The following is a 23,574-nucleotide window of genomic DNA, read 5'->3' on the forward strand; positions in this document are numbered from 1 at the left end:
TTTCCCTATATGCTGACTATTTTAGCTACTAACTCATGACTAAAGTCACGAGTGTGCGTAGCTATTTTTTAATCAATCTAAGACCTCTCTCTAAAAGAGGTATAGTTAAATCATCCATTCTATAACTCGTCGTTGGACCTGCTGCTCCTATAACTTCTCCTGGTTTTGTTGGAGTAGGACCTACATAGTATATACCTTGACCATTTACATCGAATGGTAACTCTTCACCTTTATTTATACAATCTATCAATCTTTTATGAGCCGCATCTCTTGCTGTATAAAGTATACCGCTTAGACTAATTGTATCTCCACAATTTAATTTAGCTATATCAATCTCACTTACAGGTGTAGTTATCTTTATCATTTTATTTTTCCTCCTAAATTACTACCTTTTTATGTCTCGATGCATGGCAGTTTATATTTACAACAACAGGAAGACCTGCTATATGTGTAGGAAAAGTCTCTATATTTAAACCTAAAGCTGTTGTAGTTCCTCCTAACCCCTGAGGTCCTATACCCAATTTATTAATAGAGGCTAATAATTCACTTTCTAATTTTGCAATATTTTCATCTTCATTAAATTCACCTAGTTCTCTAAAAAGTGCTTTTTTAGCTATTTGAGCACATTTATCTACCGTTCCACCTATACCAACTCCAATTACCATAGGAGGACATGGATTAGGTCCAGCTTCTGAAACTGTATCAATAATAAATTTTTTAATTCCTTCTAATCCATCTGATGGCTTTAACATCTTCATTTTACTCATATTTTCGCTTCCAAATCCCTTAGCAGCAAACTCTATTTTAATTTTATCACCTTTTACCATTTCATAATGAATAATGGCAGGAGTATTATCCTTTGTATTTATTCTACTAATTGGACTTACAACAGATTTTCTCAAGTATCCTTCCTCGTATCCTTGTCTTACTCCCTCATTTATAGCGTCAGTAATTGTATCTCCTTCAACTAAAACCTCTTGTCCTATCTCAACAAAAAATACAGCCATACCAGTATCTTGGCATATTGGTATATTTTTTTTCTTTGCTATTTCAGCATTTTCAACTAATATATTTAATATGTTTTTTCCAACTTCACTTTTTTCAGTTTTAGCTTTCTCTTTTATACAGCTTAAGACATCATCTCCTAAGTATAAACTAGCTTCTATGCAAAGTTTTTTTACTTGTTCAACAATTTGTTCAGATTTTATCTTTCTCAAGCGAACATCCCTCCATTACTTTATAAAAAATATTCGTAATCATATTTACACTTTACCATCATTTTTAAAATTTCTCAATATTTTTATGTCAATTACATAATAGTAGTTAAATGTTTATTTTTAAGTCATTATTTATTTTATTAATTATATAATTTTTTTGTCATTAATTTTCTATCTACAATACCTATTTTTTTATTAAATCTGCAAACTCTACTTTTATAAGTTTCTGTAAGTCAAGTGGTGATAATTCTATTTGGTATCCTATTTTACCAGCACTTACTATAATTGTATCTAATTGTTTTGCACTTTCATTTAAAAAAGTCTTATAAAGCTTCTTCATCCCTACAGGAGAACAACCACCTCTAATATATCCTGTAAGCTTATTTATATCTTTTACATGAATCATATCCACACTTTTTTCTTTAGCTACTTTTGCAGCTTTTTTTAAGTCTAAACTTTCATGTACTGGTATTACATATACATAAATATTCTTACTAACTCCTTGAGTTACTAGAGTCTTATATACTTCATTTACATCTCTTCCTATATCATGTGCTACCTCAACACCATCTACATGTTCACTTTTGACTTCATAAGATAGTACCTTATAATCAATTTTGTTTGAATCTAAAATTCTCATAGCATTAGTTTTTACTTTAATCATACATTCACTTCCTTTTTATAAAATACGAACATTATCTATATTTTCGAATATTCTGTACTATTTTAATAGAGTATTATAGTTAAAATAATTATATTTTAAAACAACAATATTATTATAACTCTATATTAACTTCAAAACTTCATTTTTTTCCAATTCTCTAGAATTTTTTAGTTCTTTTTTTATTATCATAGGAGAATCTCCTAAAATAAATATATTATCTGCTAAAAATAATGCTTCTTCAATATCATGAGTTACAAATAACACAGTTCTTTTTTCTTTTTTAAGTATATTTTTAAAATTATCCATTATTATTTGTTTATTCTTTGCATCAATTGATTTAAAAGGTTCATCCATTATAATAGTCTTTGATGGATAAATAAAAGCTCTAGCAATGTTTACTCTTTGTCTAATGCCCCCACTAAGCATCTGAGGATAAAATTTTTTATATTTAATAATTCCAACCAAATCTAAATATTCATCACAAATTTTATCTAGTTGAGTTTTACTGTAATATTTATTTACAACTATCTTTATGTTTTCTTCTACAGTTAGCCAATCTATTAGCCTGTCTTCTTGAAATATGTAACTTACCTCTAACTTACTCCCAATTTTATTTGAACTTTCTTTAATATTTAAATTACGAGTATCATTTTCTATAATACCACTTATTATATTTAAGAGAGTAGTTTTCCCACATCCAGACTTCCCAAGTATACAGTTAACATTATCTATGTAAAAATCAATATTAAAATTTTTAAATATAATATGATTATCATATTTTTTATTTATATTCTCAATACTTAACCTTATCTTTTCCATAAAAAAGCTCTTCTTGACAAAAATTTTTGAGCTACTTGTAAAATGGCTGAAATTAAAACTATTATAATTATCCATGCAAATATCCCAGATGTATTAAAATTAATTTTTTCAGTTTGTATCATAGTCCCAATACCATATGTAGGTTGACTATATACCTCTCCTGCTATAGCAACTTTTAAGCTTAGTGAAAATGTCGATACTAATATAGATATAATTTGAAATTTTATAGCTAATAAATAAATTTTCAATACCTTATCTATAAACCTTATCTTATACACACTTGCCATTTCTAATAAATTCTTATCAATATTCAATATTGCTCCTAAAACACTATCGTATAAGATTGGAAAAACTATAGCAAACCCAACTATAAAAGGTGTACTATCTTTTTCAAACCAAATTAGTGCTAGTACTACTAATATCATCGTTGGTATTGAACGTGCTAGAGCATTAATTGGCTTTAATAAATTTCTAAAAATCCTGCTTAAATATGCTATTATTGACAATATGATAGCAAAAATCAAAGCAAATAAAAAACTAAAAAAACATCTACCTATTGAATAAAGTATGTCTATATAGAAATTAGAATTTAATACGATTTCTTTAATACTATCAAAGACTTGATTTATTGTTGGTAAGAATATATCATTGTTAATTTTTAAAGCAATAATTTGCCACAAAAATAAGAGGATAACACAAGAAAGTGTTACCTCTAATTTGTCTATAAATTGTTCTTTAATTTTCTTATTTTTCAACAAAGTATATTGCTTCATCTGGTACTTTGCCTCCTACCGTCTTATCATCAAAATTAGCTAATTTTTCATAGTAGTTTTTGTAATCATTAATCATATCTTTAACTGGAATGTACTTTAAATTAGCCCTTTCAAGAGCTTTTCCTATTATTTTAGGTTCAGTAGATATCTTTATATTCTCAGAATATTTACCTAATTCCTCAGGATTTTTATTTGCCCAATCTACACTATTTGATAATTGTCCTAAAAAAGAATCTACAAATTCTTTATTGTCTCTTAAAAAATCAGATTTTATAATTAATGTAGATTGAGGATATCCATCTTTTGAACCACTTACTTCTTTCCATGAATCATTTAAACTTTTTATAATTTTTATATCTGGATTCTTGGACATTAAAGTACTAAGTGCAGGTTCTGGAACAATCCCTGTTGTAATTTTTCCTGCAGCCAATAACGGTACTAGTTCACTTGCAGAATTTACATAATTAAAATTTATATCTGCTGGACTTATATCCTTTTGTGATAAAAGACTTCTTATCGTTATATCTGGAGTAAGACCTTTCCCTGTACATCCAACTTCTTTCCCAATTAAATCAGAATAATCCTTTATATCATCTGTTGATACTAAATAAAGCGACCCCATACCTACAGTACCAACTATATTATAACTTGAAGTTTTATTATACGCTATTGCAGCCATATTTGAAGGAACTATAGCTATATCTACATCTTTTTTCATTACTCTAGTAGAAATTGCTTCTGGTGTTTTCTCAATGCTATACATTGTTTCATATCCATCTTTAATTGCTGGATTTTCATTTGCTAATTTAGCTACTGCTACCGCTGGCAATCCATCTGGAACAGCCACCTTTACTTCTTTAACAACTGCTGGTTCTTCTTTTGGCTTTTCATTTTGTCCTTGTGAACACCCCACTAAAAAAATTACACTTAATGCTACTGATAATATTATATAAATATACTTTTTCATCTCGTCCTCCCAAAACTAACTTTTTATAAAATAATTATATTTATTTATATTAATTTCTGTTAATTTATCGAATAATCCTTCTTATTTAAATCTTTTTATTTACCTATGCTTTATTTTAATATTTTTTCTTTCTCTTACTTGGACTTTTTTGTTGTTTTTTATTGTTTCTATTATTTGCATTATGTTTTTTATTTTCAGTAGAAGTCTTAGACTTATTTTTATTAGAATTATTTCTATTAAAATAAGGCTTCTCATCCTTAGGTTTTATTAGACATCGATGTCCAAAACCTATCAAATCCTCTCTTCCAGCTTCAACTAATGCAGAATATACCAAATCATAGTTTCTAGGTGCTCTATACTGTAATAAAGCTCTTTGCATTGCTTTGTCACGTTTTGATTTTGGAACATAAACTGGCTTCATTGTAAGTGGGTCTATTCCTGTATAAAACATTGTAGTTGATAGTGTTCCAGGAGTTGGATAAAAATCTTGAACTTGCTCTGGTTGATAATGAGTATCTCTCAAATATTCAGCTAACTCTATAGCACTATTTAATGTAGACCCTGGATGACTAGACATTAAATATGGTATCAAATATTGTTTTTTACCTAATTCTTCATTTATAGCAAAAAATTTCTGTCTAAACTTATCATAAGTTTTTCCTGCTGGCTTTTGCATATATTCTAAAACTTCTTCTGATATGTGTTCTGGAGCCACCTTCAATTGACCACTTACATGATGTTCTATTAGCTCTCTAAGAAACTTATTATTTTTATCTGCCATTACATAATCATACCTAATACCAGAGCGTACAAACACTTTTTTTATGTTAGGTAATTTTCTTACAGCTCTAAGTAAATGTAGATACTCACTATGGTCTGCATCTAAGTTTTTACATGGTGATGGAGATAAACATTGTCTATTTTTACATGCACCCTTAGTAATTTGTTTGTTACATGCTGGTCTTCTAAAATTAGCTGTTGGCCCTCCAACATCATGTATATATCCTTTAAAATCATTTAATTTTGTTATTCCTACTGCTTCATCAATAATTGATTTCTCACTTCTACTTTGAACAGCTCTTCCTTGATGAAATGTTATTGCACAAAATGAACAACTACCAAAACACCCTCTTGAACTTACTATGCTAAATTTTACTTCTTCTATAGCTGGTATACCACCAGATTTCTCATATACAGGATGATATGTTTTTTGATATGGTAATCCATAAACTTCATCCAATTCTTCTCTATTTAGAGGCTTCTCTGGCTTATTTTGAACTAAATACTTACTTCCATGAGGTTGAACAATTATATTTCCTCTAAATGGGTCTTGTTCATCATATTGAATTTTAAAAGCCTCTACATATTTCATTTTATCTTCACATATTTCTTTATATGAGGGAATCAATATATAGTTATCATATATTTCTTCTAATGTATCTGAAACATAACATGTCCCATCAATATGTCTAATATACTTTGGGTCATATCCATCATTAAGTGCATTAGCTACATCCACAATCTGCTTTTCACTCATTCCATAAACTAATAAGTCTGCTCCACTATCTATCAACATTGACTTTCTAACCTTATCACTCCAATAATCATAATGGGCAAATCTTCTTAGACTAGCTTCAATTCCTCCTATTACTATTGCAACATCGCTATATGCTTCTCTTATTTTATTACAATAGACTATTGTGGCTCTATCTGGTCTATAACCCATTTTTCCACCAGGAGAATACATATCCTTATCTCTATGCTTTTTACTCACTGAATAGTGATTCACCATTGAATCCATATTCCCTGCATTAACCAAAAATCCAAGTCTAGGCTTTCCTAATTTCATAAAATCATCTGTCGTCTTCCAATTTGGTTGTGCTATTATACCTACCTTATATCCAGCATTTTCTAAAACTCTAGATATTATTGCTGTACCAAAACTATGATGGTCTACATATGCATCACCTGTAACCAACACAAAGTCTAGCTCTTCCCATCCTCTATCTATCATATCTTGTTTACTTATTGGTAAAAACCTATTTTCCATATCATCACCTGCTCAATATATATTTAACAAATACTTTCTTAAAATTAAAAGTATCTTTTAATTTTGTTCTTAACGCTTAATTATAACACAAAAAATACTTAAAACCACAACTTAAATAATTTATATGAACGTTTTAGGTTCAATAAATCAAAATTGTGATTTTAAGTAAATCTATAATACAGTAATTTAAACGTTTTATTCAATTAGTTAGGAAATCTTTACAAGAAGCTCATTTAAATATTTGCTTCAAACTCAACACTATTTACTTCACTACCAAATATTAAGCATGCATCTTTACCATCAAACCATTTTAAAGCAGTTGTCGTTATGTTTACATTTACACCAAACTTTCTGTTACGCATAAATGATTTATAAGTATCAGTTCCATCTTTTAAACAGCTCATAGGGCATTTCCTACATTGTTTATTCTGATTGTTCCATAGTGCTTTATAACATAAATCACCTACATGTGTATCTGGGGCTGACTCAAGCATCTTTTTATTGATAAATAACAGTTCATATGTGTTTCTGTCAACAACATAAGCCCATATGTCCATGTTATCCATTACAGACTTTTGAACTTCTAAAGAGTCCTCTAGTTTACTTTGGATACGCATTTTTAATAAAAACATACTGAGCATCTTAGAAATAAATGTCAATGTATCCACTTCATCACTAGTCCACATACGATTATAGGAACATTCATCAAATCCTACAAAACCTCTAAATTCATTACCTTCTAAAATTTTACATTGTAATATTGAACATATCCCTTGTGCTTTAAGCAAATTTTTTAAATCGCTATTGAGATTATCAACATCATTACAATAAAACAATCCATCTGCATTGAAATTTAAAAGATAATTACCTAAATGACCATAGTAAATATTCTTAAGATTCTCAATTTCTGCTGTTATTCCTTCATTACACCATTCAAATGTATTTTTACAGTAGAGGTTATCATCCGAGTTTTCAAATATATAGACACGACTCACATTAAAATGTTTACCCACAATATCAAGAATCAAATTTACAGCCATTTCTATATTATTTGATTCATACAGTATATCAAATATATAATTTGTAATATGCTCCTTAAAAGACCTTTCTATATTGGTATTTTCATCTGTATTTCTTGTATTTGCTATGTATTGTACTTTATCAATTTTTTTATCATACAAGGCATAACGATTCTTTCCTTTACCCTTAGCTGAATAAAGAGCTATGTCTGCATTTCTAAACAACTGCATGTACTCTGTGCCATCTTTTGGAAATCTAGCAATTCCTACACTCAAAGATATTTTATAATTATATCCTTTACCTACAAAAGACCTCTCAAACGTTTTGACCAATTCCTCTGCTTTGTTCATAATGTCTCCTGTTTCAGAAATATCTTTCATAAAAACAATGAACTCATCTCCACCAATTCTTCCTACTATATCAGATGCTCTAAATAAATTTATTAAATCATTTGCAATTTCACTTAATACAGCATCACCATATAAATGACCTAAATTATCATTTATACCTTTAAAGTCATCAATATCAATAATCATTAAAGTCCCTTGTCTGTTTTTATCCAATGTTATATATTCTTCTATAAGTGCTTGTGATGCTTTTTTATTATATAAGCCTGTTAGTGGGTCTTTTTCCGCTCTCTCTTTTAATTTTTCAGCTTCTCGCTTTGATTCATCAATATCAGTTAAACTACCTACAACTTTATAAGGTATTCCATTATCATCAAACAGTGTCGTTGCTTTTATACTAAACCATGCATAAGTAGTATCTCTAACTCTAAGTCTAATCTCACACTCCTCATATTCACTGCCTGATGAAGTAAGCTTGGTTAATGAAATAAACTTATCTATATCATCAGGATATATGTCAACTGATTTGATTATATTTTTAGTTGCATTTTTAGTTATAGGGTCATAGCCAAATTTATTATACCAATTAGGAGAAATACTCATTTGGTCTTTTTCTATATTCCATTCAACTATAATATTTTGTGTCTGCTTTATAATAATCTCATGACGTTCTTCACTCTTTTTAAGCTCTTGTTCTAATAATTTAGCAGAAGTAATATCGACAATTACACTACATAGTACTGAGTTTCCACTTTCATCAACTATTTTTCTTCCTTTTAATAAAATCCATATAATGCTACCATCTCGTTTTTCAACTCTTCGTTCACATGCAAATGTATCATTTACTTTAAGTTGCTTATTTATATCATCAATCATTCCAGCTCTATCATCTTTGAAAATCAGCTTGATTAATTTATTATCTAGTTCATCTTCTAACTGTTTACGTGTGTATCCAATCATATTTAAATAACCTTCATTTAAATATATACTATCAAAATCATCATTTATCTCAGTTATCACTATTCCACCAACAATGCTATCATTGATAGTCTCTATTTCAAACATTTTTGAGTCTAATTCTTCTTGTATTTTCTTGAGTTCTGTTATATCAGTTAAAACTCCCTGTATATATTCATTCCCTTTACTATCTTTTATAGATTTGCTTCTATCTAAAACCCAAATTATACTTCCATCTTTTTTTACAATTCTATATTCAACTTCAATTTTATCCTGTCTTTTTAATTGATTCAAAACAATACTATTAACCTTGTCTACATCTTCTTTATAAATCATATTTTTAAATTTATTTTTAAAAACTATATCTAAATCCTCTTCAGAATAACCTGTAAGTTCCAAAAACCCCTGACTTACATAGGTCATAGTCATATATTTATCTTTCAAGCAGTTTTTAACACCACCTAATATATTATCAGTAAGTGCCTTGAATTTTTCTTTTTCATTTATAATAGTCTTAGTATTGTTATTTATAATATAAGCTATATATACCACAAAAATTAATATAACTAATAATATTTCTAGCGCAAATATATATACATCAAATGAAATATTATCTGACTGAATAGATACTACTTCATTTGGTACAACAGAAAAAATATACCAATCATTAATTCCAAGTGGTTGATAATTTAACATAAATTTCTTATTATCTAAATTATAGTTAGAATATCCAGATTTATTATTTTTCATATTTTCTTTTATAACTTTTAAACAATTTACTTCATCACAATTATCATTATTAAAAAGTTTAAATATACATGATAATATTTTACTATTTTCATTTGAATTTTGAGCAATTACATCTCCATTTTTTTTGGCAATATAAACGTGTGCTTTTTTATCAAATGCATATAACCCCAACAATTCATTTAATTTTGTTGAATCATAAGCTCCACTTAAAACACCTGCTACTTTTCCATCTTTATAAATAGGGGTAGCTAAAACTATTATTTCTTTTTTATCAATAATAGATTTTAAAGATTCTGATATATTTCTTTCACCATTTTTAGCTTTTTTAAAATAATCTCTATCTTTTACATTACTAATGATTCCATCATTAGAATAACTTTTTCCATCTAGTGCAGAAATAGACATTCTAATTAAAGAACTTCGCTTTACTCCAGACTCCATTAAATTAATCATCATCTCATTATTTATATTATCTAAATTTCCCATAAAACTAGCAATAGATTCAAGCATGTCAAATTGACCACTAAGTTTTGTCTTAAGATTAATTATATTATGCTCTGTAAATTCTGACAAATATGTATGTGTAGTCTCTTTCAATGTATTATCCAATTTAAACTTAAACTTAAAAATAGCCCCACAGGTTAAAATAATTATAATAATAAACAAGACACTAATACCTAAAAGTTTTGGCTTTAGTCTGTTCACCCATACTCACATCCTCATTATATATAATATATTATATGTTTATATTATTTAATTCTTCAATAGGAAGTGATTTAAAGAAAAAATAAACCTCTCAACCATAAATCAAATTATTGTTAAGCTATTTTGTAAACCCTTGCACTTATTTATATTATCTCTTCCTATTTTAATACATATTTTATTTCTTCCTATATTAGAATCAAACAACATATATTTAAATTTATCTATAAAATTTTTATTTTACATTCCTTATAATTATATATTAATTAATATATAAAAATTATTCTCTTTTATAATACTTATATTAATAAATTCCTTATAATTCTTTTCATGCTTATAAACACCTCAAACAATTTAACTAAGTATAAGTTTCATACTCATACTTGAAACTTAGTTTCCGAATAATAATTCTAGCCTGTCACTTTAATATCCTTTTATTTTTCCACTTTTGCTCATATAACAATATAGTCTATAATAATAAAAAATAGCTTTCAAGGTTTGTCATAAATACTATCTATACAAATTTCCATTCTAAATTATAACACACAATATTGCTGTATTCCTGTCAAATGTAAATTTTTTCCATATAGAAATCTAAAAAAAAGATAACTTTTTTAGAAAAATTATCTCTTATAATTTACAATTAATATACTATTATTTTTAATAAAAAATTAAAGGCCAAAAAGTAGTAAAGTTTACTTTTTAGCCTTTAACTTTATTAATTATTCATTTATTTCGTGTAAGAATAGTCCACATCTTACCTTAGGTTCAAACCATGTTGACTTAGCTGGCATTATCTTGCCTGCATCTGCTACGCTTATTAAATCCTCAATACTAGTAGGATACATTGCAAACGCTACCTTCATATCTTCATTAACTCTTCTTTCTAATTCCTCAATACCTCTAATTCCACCAATAAAATCGATTCTCTTATCTACTCTAGGGTTTTCAATTCCTAAAATAGCATCAATCACATAATTTTGTAGTATAGAAATATCTAATGAGTCAACTGGGTCTTCTATGTCTAACAAATTCTTATTTGCCTTCATTTTGTACCATTTATCACCTAGATACATCCCGAAAGTTCCTTTTTTGTCAGGTTTATATTTTTCTTTACCTTCCATTTGTTCTATATCAAAATTTTCTTTTATTTTATTTATAAATTCTTCTTCATTTAAACCATTTAAGTCTTTAATAACTCTATTATAATCTAAAACCATTAGATTTTCATCTGGTGCAATCATTGCTATAAAATAATTAAATTCTTCTCTTCCAGTATAGTTTGGATTTTTAGCTCTCATTTCTTTAGCTACATTTTCTGCTGAAGCTGTTCTATGATGACCATCTGCAATATATAAATAATCTAATTTTCCAAATTCATTTACTAAATTGCATATTATATCATCACTATCAATCTTCCACACTGTATGCTCTATCTTGTCATCTGTTACAAAATCATATAAAGGTTCATGATTATCCATAAAATCATTTATCATATCATCTATTAATCTTTGATGTTTGTAAGTTACAAGTATAGTTCCCGTATTAGCATCACAGTATTTTATATGATTAGTTCTATCAACTTCCTTTTCTGGTCTAGTGTACTCATGTTTTTTTATTGTTCCATCTAAACTTTCATCAACTGATATACATGCAACTATACCAACTTGAGCTCTGCCATCCATAACTTGTTTGTATATATATATACAATCTTTTTCATCTTTTACTAGAATTTCTTGTTTTCGAAATTCATCCAAATTTTCTCGTGCTTTTAAATAAACTTTTTCATCATATAAATTTATATTTTCATCTAAATCAATTTCTGATTTATCTATATGCAAAAATGAATATGGATTCCCTTTTGCAATTTCTCTAGCTTCTTCACTATTCATAACATCATAAGGAAGTGCTGCTACTTTATCTACTATATATTTATTTGGTCTAATCGCCTTAAATGGTTTAATCGTTGCCATTACTAAATTCCTCCTAATTGTATAAAATATTTTATAATGCTACCCCTATTAGATTGTTGAAGTCAAGAAAGTAGTCTTGAATCACATTTACAATTTCTTCTCCAATTCTTTCTTGAGCTTCTACTGTAGATGCACCAATATGAGGTGTAGGAGAAACTCTTGGGTGATTTACTAAATCTAGATTTAATGTAGGTTCTTGCTCATAAACATCTATAGCTGCTGCTGATAATTTCCCCTCATCTAATGCTTTTAGTAAATCTTTTTCGTCAACCAAACCTCCTCTTGCACAGTTTATTAAATAAGCTCCATCTTTCATCTTATTTATTTCTTTTTCAGTTATTACTGCCCCCTTATTCTTATCAAAAGGTATGTGTAAAGATAAGAAATCTGCTTTTTGTAAAACTTCTTCCATATCACAGAATCTATATTTGTTAAAGCCTTGCGCTTCACCCATTATATCAGTATATATAACATTCATACCTAATAGTTCTGCCCTCTTTGCAACTTCTTTTGCAATTCTTCCAAAACCTACAAGTCCTAATGTTTTTCCATTAATTTCTGTACCTTTGTATTTTTTCTTCTCCCATTTTCCATCTCTCATAGTTACATTTGCAGTATTTATGAATCTTGCAAGTACAAATAATTGACCTATTGTAAGTTCTGCAACAGATATACTACTTGCATTTGGAGTATTCATAACTTTTATGCCATTAGCTTCTGCATATTTAACATCTATATTGTCTAATCCTACTCCACCTCTTACTATCAATTTTAACTTTTTACCTTCTAATGCTTTGTCTATTACATCCTTAGTAACCTTAGTGGCTGAACGTACTACAAGTACATCAACATCTTTAAGTTTATCTCCTAAAACATCCTTTTCATAAAACTCCTCTATCACATTAAAATCTAACTCTCTCAATTTTCTCGCTGCATCTTTCTCTATTCCATCAGTAATTAATATATTATACATAACAAACGCCTCCAATTATATTCACTTAATTTTTCCAATTTTTATTTTTTAAAGTATTTTCATCACTAAAAAACTTTATTTAATTACACTTTCTATTTATATAATTTTCAAAATATTTTTTATTAAAGTCATATCAAATTTTATTAATATTTGTTAAAAATTTAATATGTAATTTTCATAAAACACATTTTATTTTATATATTTTAAATTTAACTTAAAATACACATAATTTTGTAATATTACTTATTAAAACCTAATATATCATCAATATTATTTAATAATTCTTGTACATCTTCGACAGTATAGTCACCCATATGTGAAATTCTAAAAGTTTTTTCTTTTAAATTGCCATAACCATTTGCTATTTGGAATCCTCGTTCTTGTAATTTTGAATTTAAATTTGATACACTAATACCTTGAGTATTTTCTATAACAGTAAGTGTATTGGATAAGTGATTTTCATTGGTAAAAATTTGGAAGTGTTTTTTAGCCCAGATTCTAACTAAGTTTGCCATGTCTTCATGTCGTTTGAATCTGTTATCTAGGCCTTCATCTAATATATTATCTAATTGGAAATCTAAAGCGAACATGTGAGAAAGAGATGGTGTTGAAGGGTATTGGTAGTTTTTCTTGATTAAGTATTCATACATTTCTAACAAATCAAAATAAACTCCTCTAAAAGGTACTTGCTTAGCTCTATCGATTGCTTTTTGAGAAAATGTGCAAATAGACATTCCTGGTGGTAATCCCAGTGCTTTTTGTAATGATGTTATACAAATATCTATTCCAATCTTATCAACCTCGACTTTTATTCCACCGGCTGAACTTACAGTGTCTACACAGTAGACCACATCTTTATATTTTTTAACAACTTCTCCAATTTCTTCTATTGGATTTCTTATTCCAGTTGAAGTTTCATTGTGAGTTACGGTTATTAAATCATATTCTCCAGTAGAAAGCACCTTATCAACCATTTCTGGTGTTGTTGCCTCTCCTAATTCAACTTTAAATATATCCGCTGGGACATTATTAGCCACTGCCATTTTGTACCATCTATCACCAAAGGATCCACAGGAAAATACTGCTGCCTTTTTGGATGTACAGGAACGAATGGAGCCTTCCATTAAACCAGTTCCGGACGACGTGGATAAAAGTATCGTGTTGTTGGTATAGAATAATTTTTGCATTTTTTCACTTATACTTTTTTGAAGTATAGATGCATCTTTCCCTCTATGCCCTATCATTGGTGTAGCCATCTTTTCCAAGACTTCTGCTCTAACATCAATAGGACCAGGAATAAATAATTTCTTACTCATTATAATTCCCTCCTTTTTTAGTTTGTAATATGGATAGTGTGTTTACTGTCCTTATTTTTAATATCTATAATATCAAGCTAAATTAAGTATGTCAACATAAAAATTATTTTTTATATATAATTTATTTTCTATATTTTGTGAAACCATCCATTTTGCACCTTATCATTAGTTCGAATTTTCTGAATTTATGTACTAAAAAAAATACACTTTTTAAATATATAAATTATTTTTTTTAGCATATAAATTTAACGCTATTATAAGATTTTTTTTAAGTATAGCTAAGTTATTTTTATCTTATATTTTTTAATTTTATATTTTTTGATATATCATTTGACATAGTAAATATGTAATTACTTAAAGTTCAATATATTCAACTTTTTCTTCTGATTCAGCAAAAAACCATTCTTCATCAGAAAAATCACCTTCTGCTATTTGACCAATAGGCATCTTCATATATTTTCCAGTTGCTGTTACTGCTATCTCTCCATTTGGCAAAATTATTTCCCCTGTACCTTCAAATAATTTTCTATTTTCTTTAGTTATCCTTCCAACTACTCTTATAGTAGCATCTGTTGGTACTGGTTTTTTATATTTCAATTCTAAAGATACTGTCACACCCCATATTTGGTCATCATTTATACTTACAGCTCTTCCAATAGTCTCATCTAATATTGCAGCAGACATACCTCCATGAACTCTCCCTGGATAACTCTGATGCCAATCTTTTGTATTACAAATTGATACAAGTTCTCCATTTTCAAGTTCATAAAAATCTGCTTTTAATCCTAATTCATTTTGTGTTCCACAAACTAAACAAGATTTACTACTATTTTGCTTTTTTAAAACCTTATACTTTCCCAAAAACTCCATCTCCTAACTAATATTGATAGCCACTTAATATTCATAATACTAAAATATATTATATAATATTAATTAAATCCCTGCAAATTTCTAATAAGCAAAAATAGGCTATTTCAGCATTAAAATCTTAATCCAAAGTATTATTTTCTAAAAAAAGCACAATATGATTTTATGTAATTAAAATTACCTAAAATCACATCATGCTTTAAAAATAAAATATATCTTATACCCTAAATATAAAACTATGCCACAATAAATTTTTTACTAATTCCCCCAATTATATGACCCAATTGTATTATATAAATTAAACTATAATTCTAAATTTCATTTACTATTAATTCTCCCATTTTCTTTGTCCCAACAACAGTTCCTATACTATTATATATATCACTAGTTCTGTATCCTTTTCTAAGTACATTTTGTACTGCATCTTCAATGCATTTAGCTTCATCTTCTAGATTAAAGCTATGTCTTAACATCATTGCCACAGATAAAATAGTTGCAATTGGATTTACAATATCTTTTCCAGCTATATCAGGAGCACTCCCATGTATTGGCTCATACATTCCAAAGCTATCTTCTCGAAGTGATGCAGATGGTAACATACCTATAGAACCTGTAACCATGGATGCTTCGTCAGATATTATATCTCCAAATATGTTATTAGTCACTATTACATCAAATTGGCTAGGGTCTCTTACAACTTGCATAGCAGCGTTATCAACATACATATGTGATAGCTCTACATCATCAAATTCTTTAGCTAAGCTCTCCATAATACCTCTCCAAAGTCTTGAACTTTCAAGCACATTTGCTTTATCTATACTGACAAGTTTATACTTTCTATTTCTAGCGATTTCAAAAGCCCTTCTTCCAATTCTTCTTATTTCATTTTCATTGTATACCTCTACATCATAAGCCTCTTCAACACCATCAATAATCTTTCTTCCACGTTTTCCAAAATAAATGCCCCCTGTTAACTCCCTCACAACAACAAAATCAATGCCTTTTTCTACTATATCTGCTCTAAGTGGTGAAGATTCCTTTATACTTTCATATATAGTTGCTGGTCTCAAATTTGCAAATAAACCTAAGGATTCTCTCAATTTTAAAAGACCTGCTTCTGGTCTTGTATCTCCCTTACATTTATCCCACTTTGGACCTCCAACAGCTCCAAGTAATACCGCATCGTTTTTTCGACATATTTCAACAGTTTTATCAGGTAGAGGTTCTCCAGTTTCATCAATTGCACATCCTCCAGCCAATACATATTCACAATCAAATTTATGATTAAATTTATAACAGATTTTATTTAAGACCTTTATACCTTCTTCTATAATTTCTGGCCCAACACCATCACCTTTTATGACTGCTATTTTACAATTCATACACCATTACCCCCTGTTTACCTTTATTGAGTTAATTAGACCTTCATTTGTTATGATATTTTGCATAAACTCAGGAAATGGTTCTGCCTTATATTCTGCTCCTTTTGTTATGTTTTTTATTACACCTGTTGAAAAATCCACTTCTATAGTATCGCCTTCTTCTATACTATTAGCAGCTTCCTCACATTCAAGTATTGGAAGCCCTATATTTATAGAATTTCTAAAAAATATTCTAGCAAAAGTTGATGCAATTACACATGATACTCCACTTTCTTTTATTACGATTGGAGCATGTTCTCTTGATGAACCACACCCAAAATTTTTAGTTGCAACTATAATGTCTCCAACCTTTACTTTAGATACAAATTTATCATCAATATCCTCCATACAGTGCGTTGCTAATTCCTTATAATCAGCTATATTTAAATATCTAGCTGGTATTATTACATCTGTATCTATATTATCACCAAATTTAAAAACCCTTCCATTAGCAATCATAAACTTTACCTCCCTTAAATTATTTCTGATGGTTTTGATATTTTTCCAGTTATAGCTGATGCTGCTGCTACAGCTGGACTAGCAAGATACACTTCTGAATCAACATGACCCATTCTTCCTACAAAGTTCCTATTTGTTGTTGAAACTGACCTTTCTCCTGCTGCAAGTATACCCATATGACCTCCAAGACATGGTCCACATGTTGGTGTAGAAACAGCTGCTCCTGCTTCTATAAAGGTAGTAATATAGCCTTTTTCTATTGCTTCAAGATATACCTTTTGAGTTCCAGGAAATATCATTACTCTAACTCCATCTGCAACTTTTTTACCTTTCATGATTTCAGCTGCAATTTCAAGGTCTGATATTCTTCCATTTGTACAAGAGCCTATTACAACTTGGTCTATCTTTATATCTTTCTCAATCTCATCTACTGTTTTAGTATTTTCAGGAAGATGTGGAAAAGCTACTGTTTCTTTTAATTCAGCTAAGTCAATTTCATATATTTCATCATAAATTGCATCTTCATCTGCTTCGTATACATTTACAACTTTTTCTGTTGTTGTACACTTATGTGAATTTATATATTCTATAGTTTTATCATCTACTGGAAAAATTCCATTTTTAGCTCCTGCTTCTATTGCCATATTACAAATAGTAAATCTATCATCCATAGATAGATTACTTACTCCATCTCCACAAAATTCCATAGATTTGTAAAGTGCTCCATCAACACCTATCTTCCCTATTATATGAAGTATCACATCTTTTCCAGTTATCCATTTATTTGGCTTATTCTTTAGGACAAATTTTATTGCACTAGGTACCTTAAACCAACATTTTCCTGTAGCCATCCCAGCTCCCATGTCAGTTGAACCTACGCCAGTGGAAAAAGCGCCTAATGCTCCATATGTGCAAGTATGAGAATCGGCACCTATGATTACATCTCCTGCTGTTACTATACCTTTTTCAGGAAGAAGAACATGTTCTATTCCCATATCTCCTACATCAAAGAAATTGACCACTCCTTTGGATTTTGCAAAACTTCTTGTAAACTTACACTGCTCTGCACTCTTTATATCTTTATTAGGTGTAAAATGGTCCAAAACTATTGCCACTTTAGACTTATCATAAACCTCTTCAATTCCTAACTTTTCAAACTCTCTAATAGCTACTGGTGATGTTATATCATTTCCTAAAACTATATCTAGGTTTGCTTCAATCAATTGTCCTTTCTTAACCTCATTTAAATTAGCATGTTTCGCTAAGATTTTCTGCGTCATAGTCATCCCCATTTTCTGCTTCCTCCTCAATATAACTTTTATTTATTGCATTCATAAGAGCATTAATAGCTGCTGTGTTTATATTTTCTGATATGCTTACCCCAAAATAAACTTTATCATTATGTTCTATTCCAACATAGGCTACACCTCTTGAATGTGAACCTTCCTCTAATGCATGTTCCCAATAATATCTAAATTTATAATCTTTCATGCCACATTGTTTTAATGCGTTGTTAAATGAATCTACAGGACCATTTCCTATTCCAACAATTCTTTGTTCATTACCCATATAGGTTACTCTTGCAGTCATCTCAATCATATTAGTATCATCAGAATCATCATTCTCATAATTTATTTCATCCATCGATTTTATCTTATACTTCTTAACTTTATAAGGACTCTCAACATCAATATATTCCTTCTTAAATAAGTTAAATATTGATTCACTACTAAGTTCCTCTCCTATTCTATCAGATTCCATTTTAACTACATTTCCAAAATGAGAATGCATATTTTTAGGTATCATGAAACCATAATCTGTTTCCATTATATAAACAGCTCCGCCTTTTCCTGATTGACTGTTTATTCTAATAATTTCTTTGTATTCTCTACCTATATCATGAGGGTCTATTGGTAGATATGGAACTTCCCAACAACCATCATTTCTAGTGTTAATTGCTATCATACCTTTTCTAATAGCATCTTGATGAGAACCTGAAAAAGCACAATGTACAAGATTTCCTGCATATGGATGTCTGTCATGTACTGTAAGTTTTGTACAATCTTCATATATTTCTATCATTTTATCGATATTACTAAAGTCTAACTCTGGATTTATTCCCTGTGTATAAAGATTAAGACCCACATTTACTATATCCATATTTCCAGTTCTTTCACCATTTCCAAATAATGTACCTTCAAGTCTATCTGCTCCAGCTAATAACCCAAGCTCACTTGCCGCTGTACAAGTCCCCCTATCATTGTGAGTGTGTAAGCTCATTATAATAGAATCTCTACAGCTTATATTTTCACAAAACCATTCTATTTGGTCTGCATATACATTTGGTGTTGCCATTTCTACTGTTGATGGAAGATTTATTATAACTTTCTTTTGTGGTGTTGGTTTCCACACATCTATAACTGCCTCACATATTTCAAGTGCATAGTCCATTTCTGTACCTGTGAAACTTTCAGGTGAATATTCAAAAATAAAATCTGTTTCAGGATATTTTTTTGCTTCTTCATTGAATAATTTTGCTCCCCCAACTGCTATATCTATGATTTCTTGTTTACTCATATTAAAAACCACTTCTCTTTGAAGAACAGATGTAGAGTTATATAAATGTATTATTGCTTTCTTACATCCTTTTACTGATTCAAATGTTTTTTCTATAAGATGAGCTCTGGATTGTGTAAGTACTTGTATAGTTACATCATCTGGAATCATATTTTCATCTATTAACTTTCTTAAAAATGTATACTCTGTATTTGATGCTGATGGAAAACCTACTTCTATTTCTTTAAATCCTGTATCCAAAATCATTTTGAACATTCTGACTTTTTCTTCTACATTCATAGGTGTTGGTAGTGATTGATTTCCATCTCTTAAATCGACACTACACCAAACTGGAGCTTTTGTTATTTCATTATCTGGCCATTTACGATTTGTCATTTTCATTCTATTATATTTTTTATACTTTCCATATTTCATGTTATTCCCCCTCTTCTTTGTTTTTTGTATTCAGTATACCTTGTATCGACGCAATTCTTCCCCTTTTTAATTCATAAGTACAAATGTTAAATTTATCATTAGAATAAAAATAACCTCATCTCTAGTAAAACTAGAGACGAGGTTTTGCTCGCGGTACCACTCTATTTAGCTTTTTAAAAAGCTCCCTTAGTAATAGTTACTACTAATTATTATAATAACTATTTTTCCTGTAACGTGGAAATACGGTTAACCTAAATTTTAAAACTTAGGAAACAGCTCCTAGACAAGTTCAGAATTATCAACTGCTAAATCACACCATACTTTAGCTCTCTGGAAGTTTCATGATTCTTACTACTTCTATTCATCGCTTTTTAAATCATTTAAATTTTCTAAATATTTTGATTTAATAGTTATTATATACACATTAAAATGTATTGTCAACACAAAAAAATAATTATCTGTATTTTTTTATTATTTATTTTTGTCAAGCAATCTTCTAAATCATGCTAACGATTAAAAATAGTATGGTATTACTCCTTAAATTTTTTTATCTTTTCATCTATTATACTCAATAATTTTTTTTCATCTTCCAAACTCAACGCATTTAATCTAACTTTGTAATTAAAATTATCAGCATATACATTTAATATATTTTTTGTCACTTCTATTTTTTCTACTACTTTATAATTAAATTTTTGATTTTTTCTAGCTTTTATACTGAAGATACATTGATTATTTATTGATATTGAATGATTATCAAGAGTAAGATATACTTTTCCCTTATATCTATTTGAAAAATCACGACCTTGTTTAAAAAGAAAAACTGCTGTTATTATACATAAAAGATACAAAAATGTTGTTGAATATATAAAAATTGTGGCCAAGATTATAAGGGCTAAAACCATATTTATAACCATTCCCTTTTTGAAATAACCATTGTCATAATAATTCATATAGATAAACTTATTTTTACTCAAATTTTCTCACTCCTAAAACTCTAAAAATTTATATTAAAAAACTCTACAATTTCATCTTCATGATAATTTATTACTAGTTCTTCTGGAAAATTTACTGATTTTAAAACTTTCTCTGCACTTTCAAATTCACCTATAGAATAACATATATGAGAATCTGTACCAAGAATAACTCTTACACCATATTGTTTACATAACAGCAACATTTCACTTGCATTTTCCCAAGTTCCAGTTCTATGAGAATTCAAACTTAATGAAGAGTTATTTATCTCTAGAAGAATATTTTTATCCTTTGCTTTTTTTACTATAGACTCATAATCTAAAGGGTATCTACTATCATCTGGATGCCCAATTATCTTTACTCTAGGTTTATCCATCACTTTTAAAATAGCATTTGTATTTTCTTCTTTTGTACCTGAAGCTATACAAGGTCTATGCAAACTTGCAATTATATAATCTAAATGTTGTAGCATATCTTCTGGAACATCTAAGTTTCCATCATAATCCATGATATTTCCTTCTATACCTCTAAGAATCTTTAAATCTTGTATTTGACGTGGAAGTAGATGTAAATTATAGAAGTAAAATGGATGTGGTCCTCCTGGCATATTAGGACCATGATCTGATATACCTAAATATTTTATATTTTTTTGAATTGCTTCTTCAACGTTTTCTTTAAAAGTACTATGTGCATGTCCACTTATTAAAGTATGACAATGTACATCTATAATAGCTTTTTTCATTAAATTTCCTCCTAATATCTTATATAAATTTTGTAGATAGTTAAAGGGCTATTTTAAAACTAAAGCTGTCAAAATAGACAGAGTAATGTTTTAAAACAGCCCCCCTTTTTGATTATTTTATATTTCTAAGTCTTTAAATTTATCTTTAAATAATTCTCCAATACTTCCTAGAGATTCTTCTACTTCTAAAAACTCTGTTATATCTTCTTCTGGTTCTCTAGTTGCCTCTTTTATTGAAACTAACATTCTCTTAGTTTTTGGTTTAAAATCAAGAATTTTAACTTTAATTTCGTCTCCAATATTAACAACATTAGTAACTTTAGCTACTCTAGTATCACTCAATTCAGAAATTGGTAAATAAGCATCTACACCTTCTTTGATTTGAACAAAGGCTCCCTTTTCTATAATTCTAAGAACTTTAGCATTAACAACATCATCAACTTGTAATTCTTTTGCTATTAAATCCCATGGGTCATTGTTTATATCTTTTAATGCTAGTGCAATTTTTTTAGTTTCTTGATTTACATCTAATACATAAACTTCCACTTCTTGGCCTTCAGAGACAACATCTTCAACACTTTCAACTCTTGCCCAAGCTAGGTTATTTATATGTGCTAATCCTTCAATTCCACCAATATCTATAAAGGCACCATAAGGCATTATCTTCGTTACTTTACCATCTCTTTTTTGACCAACTTCAAGAGAATTAAATAATTCTTCTTTAGCTAATTTAATACGAGCTTTTTCTTCTTCTCTTTCATGTTTAATTCTAGCTCTTTCGGCTTCTTTTTCTGCCTTAATTTGAACTCTTCTTTCTTCTCTCTCTTTATTTATACGTTCTTGTAATACATCTCTATGAGATGCTACAAATCTATTTTTTCTAGCATCCATTTCTTTTATATATACTTCTAAGTTAAGACCAACAAATTTAGACGTATCTGTAATAAATTTTGTGTCAAGCTGAGAAATTGGTATAAAAAATGTATATGTATTGTAATTAGCAAATACACCTTTTTCTATATTTTTTTCAACATTTACAGTTATTATTCTATGTTCATCATAAGCTTTGTGTAAATCAGCAAAATCTTTTTTTCTATCTAACTGTAACTTAGATAAAGTTATTGTTCCATCTTTTTGAGATACTTTTGTTATTATAGCAGTTATTTCATCATCTATATGATACAAATCTTCTATAGGTTGATTTTTTTCTATATTTAATTCACTTATAGGTATTATTCCATCAAACCCATAACCTAATTCTAGTTGTACTTCGTCATTTCTCACTGCAGTTATTTTTCCAGTTATCAATTCCCCAACTTTCACTTTGCTGAACACTTGCTCTTGTTGCTCAAGTAGCTCTTGCATTGTTAAATCATTTTCCATTATATAAACATCCTTTCCTCTTATTGATTATCATATCTGTAAATATTATACCATTAATATTGCAAATACTTACATTTTTCTTACTATAATTTTAAATTTTAATTCTAGTTTATATCTTTGTAAATTATAAAAAATATCTTCTTAAATTAAAATACAAATTTTAATTTTTATCTAATAAGATATGCTCCTAAAAACCTTATACTATTTA

18 protein-coding genes, 1 pseudogene and 1 other annotated feature are annotated in these 23,574 nt (G+C 28.6%); all 19 genes and pseudogenes read right to left on the reverse strand.

The window, feature by feature from the left end; all coding sequences use genetic code 11:
* Positions 1-70 precede the first annotated feature (70 nt).
* Positions 71-364: pseudogene (locus KGF46_RS16955) on the reverse strand (fumarate hydratase C-terminal domain-containing protein); the annotation flags it as partial.
* Between the two features lie 13 nt (positions 365-377).
* On the reverse strand, positions 378-1,217 hold the full coding sequence (locus tag KGF46_RS16960; protein WP_227829822.1) for a fumarate hydratase: 840 nt from the start codon (positions 1,215-1,217) through the stop codon (positions 378-380).
* Between the two features lie 184 nt (positions 1,218-1,401).
* Positions 1,402-1,881, reverse strand: a complete 480-nt coding sequence (ybaK, locus tag KGF46_RS16965) for a Cys-tRNA(Pro) deacylase (protein ID WP_227829823.1) — start codon at positions 1,879-1,881, stop codon at positions 1,402-1,404.
* 120 nt (positions 1,882-2,001) lie between these two features.
* A complete protein-coding gene (locus KGF46_RS16970; RefSeq protein WP_227829824.1) occupies positions 2,002-2,700 on the reverse strand; it encodes an ABC transporter ATP-binding protein in 699 nt (232 codons plus the stop codon).
* Complete coding sequence (locus tag KGF46_RS16975; protein WP_227829825.1) at positions 2,688-3,473, reverse strand: ABC transporter permease subunit; 786 nt, start codon at positions 3,471-3,473, stop codon at positions 2,688-2,690. The genes KGF46_RS16970 and KGF46_RS16975 overlap by 13 nt, the downstream gene beginning before the upstream one ends.
* Positions 3,445-4,440, reverse strand: coding sequence for an MqnA/MqnD/SBP family protein (locus KGF46_RS16980; protein ID WP_227829826.1), 996 nt, complete (start codon positions 4,438-4,440; stop codon positions 3,445-3,447). Before KGF46_RS16980 ends, KGF46_RS16975 begins: the two co-directional genes overlap by 29 nt.
* Positions 4,441-4,555: 115 nt before the next feature.
* Positions 4,556-6,490: a YgiQ family radical SAM protein gene (locus tag KGF46_RS16985; RefSeq protein WP_227829827.1), complete on the reverse strand. Its 1,935-nt coding sequence runs from the start codon at positions 6,488-6,490 to the stop codon at positions 4,556-4,558.
* A 233-nt stretch (positions 6,491-6,723) separates the two neighbouring features.
* Entirely contained in the window at positions 6,724-10,269 is a 3,546-nt protein-coding gene (locus KGF46_RS16990; RefSeq protein ID WP_227829828.1) for a diguanylate cyclase domain-containing protein, read from the reverse strand.
* 719 nt (positions 10,270-10,988) lie between these two features.
* Positions 10,989-12,239, reverse strand: coding sequence for a DUF1015 domain-containing protein (locus KGF46_RS16995; RefSeq protein WP_227829829.1), 1,251 nt, complete (start codon positions 12,237-12,239; stop codon positions 10,989-10,991).
* Between the two features lie 31 nt (positions 12,240-12,270).
* On the reverse strand, positions 12,271-13,212 hold the full coding sequence (locus KGF46_RS17000) for a D-2-hydroxyacid dehydrogenase (RefSeq protein ID WP_227829830.1): 942 nt from the start codon (positions 13,210-13,212) through the stop codon (positions 12,271-12,273).
* A 239-nt stretch (positions 13,213-13,451) separates the two neighbouring features.
* The gene (locus KGF46_RS17005) at positions 13,452-14,528 is read right to left on the reverse strand and encodes a pyridoxal-phosphate-dependent aminotransferase family protein (protein WP_227829831.1); all 1,077 of its coding nucleotides are present in this window, start codon (positions 14,526-14,528) and stop codon (positions 13,452-13,454) included.
* A 354-nt stretch (positions 14,529-14,882) separates the two neighbouring features.
* Positions 14,883-15,398, reverse strand: a complete 516-nt coding sequence (locus tag KGF46_RS17010; protein WP_227829832.1) for a PaaI family thioesterase — start codon at positions 15,396-15,398, stop codon at positions 14,883-14,885.
* Positions 15,399-15,706: 308 nt separating this feature from the next.
* The gene (gene leuB / locus KGF46_RS17015; RefSeq protein WP_227829833.1) at positions 15,707-16,777 is read right to left on the reverse strand and encodes a 3-isopropylmalate dehydrogenase; all 1,071 of its coding nucleotides are present in this window, start codon (positions 16,775-16,777) and stop codon (positions 15,707-15,709) included.
* A gap of 6 nt (positions 16,778-16,783) precedes the next feature.
* Entirely contained in the window at positions 16,784-17,275 is a 492-nt protein-coding gene (gene leuD, locus KGF46_RS17020; RefSeq protein ID WP_227829834.1) for a 3-isopropylmalate dehydratase small subunit, read from the reverse strand.
* 14 nt (positions 17,276-17,289) lie between these two features.
* Positions 17,290-18,567 (reverse strand): 3-isopropylmalate dehydratase large subunit, encoded by a 1,278-nt coding sequence (gene leuC / locus KGF46_RS17025; protein ID WP_227829835.1) that lies wholly within the window; start codon positions 18,565-18,567, stop codon positions 17,290-17,292.
* The gene (leuA, locus tag KGF46_RS17030; protein WP_227829836.1) at positions 18,524-20,266 is read right to left on the reverse strand and encodes a 2-isopropylmalate synthase; all 1,743 of its coding nucleotides are present in this window, start codon (positions 20,264-20,266) and stop codon (positions 18,524-18,526) included. Before leuA ends, leuC begins: the two co-directional genes overlap by 44 nt.
* 129 nt (positions 20,267-20,395) lie before the next feature.
* Positions 20,396-20,640: a binding site (T-box leader), on the reverse strand.
* Positions 20,641-20,796: 156 nt separating this feature from the next.
* Positions 20,797-21,243, reverse strand: coding sequence for a hypothetical protein (locus KGF46_RS17035; protein ID WP_227842971.1), 447 nt, complete (start codon positions 21,241-21,243; stop codon positions 20,797-20,799).
* Between the two features lie 20 nt (positions 21,244-21,263).
* Entirely contained in the window at positions 21,264-21,983 is a 720-nt protein-coding gene (locus KGF46_RS17040; RefSeq protein WP_227842972.1) for a phosphatase, read from the reverse strand.
* 117 nt (positions 21,984-22,100) lie between these two features.
* Positions 22,101-23,366, reverse strand: coding sequence for a 30S ribosomal protein S1 (locus KGF46_RS17045; protein ID WP_227829839.1), 1,266 nt, complete (start codon positions 23,364-23,366; stop codon positions 22,101-22,103).
* Between the last annotated feature and the right edge of the window lie 208 nt (positions 23,367-23,574).

This window comes from Clostridioides sp. ZZV14-6153 (assembly GCF_020657855.1).
GTDB lineage: Bacteria > Bacillota > Clostridia > Peptostreptococcales > Peptostreptococcaceae > Clostridioides.

Excerpts from the sequence above, each read along its gene's own strand:
- KGF46_RS17045 (WP_227829839.1), bottom strand. The coding sequence starts at position 23,366 with ATGGAAAATGATTTAACAATGCAAGAGCTACTTGAGCAACAAGAGCAA.
- ybaK (WP_227829823.1), bottom strand. The coding sequence starts at position 1,881 with ATGATTAAAGTAAAAACTAATGCTATGAGAATTTTAGATTCAAACAAA.
- leuB (WP_227829833.1), bottom strand. The coding sequence starts at position 16,777 with ATGAATTGTAAAATAGCAGTCATAAAAGGTGATGGTGTTGGGCCAGAA.
- KGF46_RS16995 (WP_227829829.1), bottom strand. The coding sequence starts at position 12,239 with ATGGCAACGATTAAACCATTTAAGGCGATTAGACCAAATAAATATATA.
- leuC (WP_227829835.1), bottom strand. The coding sequence starts at position 18,567 with ATGGGGATGACTATGACGCAGAAAATCTTAGCGAAACATGCTAATTTA.
- KGF46_RS17000 (WP_227829830.1), bottom strand. The coding sequence starts at position 13,212 with ATGTATAATATATTAATTACTGATGGAATAGAGAAAGATGCAGCGAGA.
- KGF46_RS17010 (WP_227829832.1), bottom strand. The coding sequence starts at position 15,398 with ATGGAGTTTTTGGGAAAGTATAAGGTTTTAAAAAAGCAAAATAGTAGT.
- KGF46_RS17005 (WP_227829831.1), bottom strand. The coding sequence starts at position 14,528 with ATGAGTAAGAAATTATTTATTCCTGGTCCTATTGATGTTAGAGCAGAA.
- leuA (WP_227829836.1), bottom strand. The coding sequence starts at position 20,266 with ATGAAATATGGAAAGTATAAAAAATATAATAGAATGAAAATGACAAAT.
- KGF46_RS16980 (WP_227829826.1), bottom strand. The coding sequence starts at position 4,440 with ATGAAAAAGTATATTTATATAATATTATCAGTAGCATTAAGTGTAATT.
- KGF46_RS16970 (WP_227829824.1), bottom strand. The coding sequence starts at position 2,700 with ATGGAAAAGATAAGGTTAAGTATTGAGAATATAAATAAAAAATATGAT.
- leuD (WP_227829834.1), bottom strand. The coding sequence starts at position 17,275 with ATGATTGCTAATGGAAGGGTTTTTAAATTTGGTGATAATATAGATACA.
- KGF46_RS16985 (WP_227829827.1), bottom strand. The coding sequence starts at position 6,490 with ATGGAAAATAGGTTTTTACCAATAAGTAAACAAGATATGATAGATAGA.
- KGF46_RS16975 (WP_227829825.1), bottom strand. The coding sequence starts at position 3,473 with ATGAAGCAATATACTTTGTTGAAAAATAAGAAAATTAAAGAACAATTT.
- KGF46_RS17040 (WP_227842972.1), bottom strand. The coding sequence starts at position 21,983 with ATGAAAAAAGCTATTATAGATGTACATTGTCATACTTTAATAAGTGGA.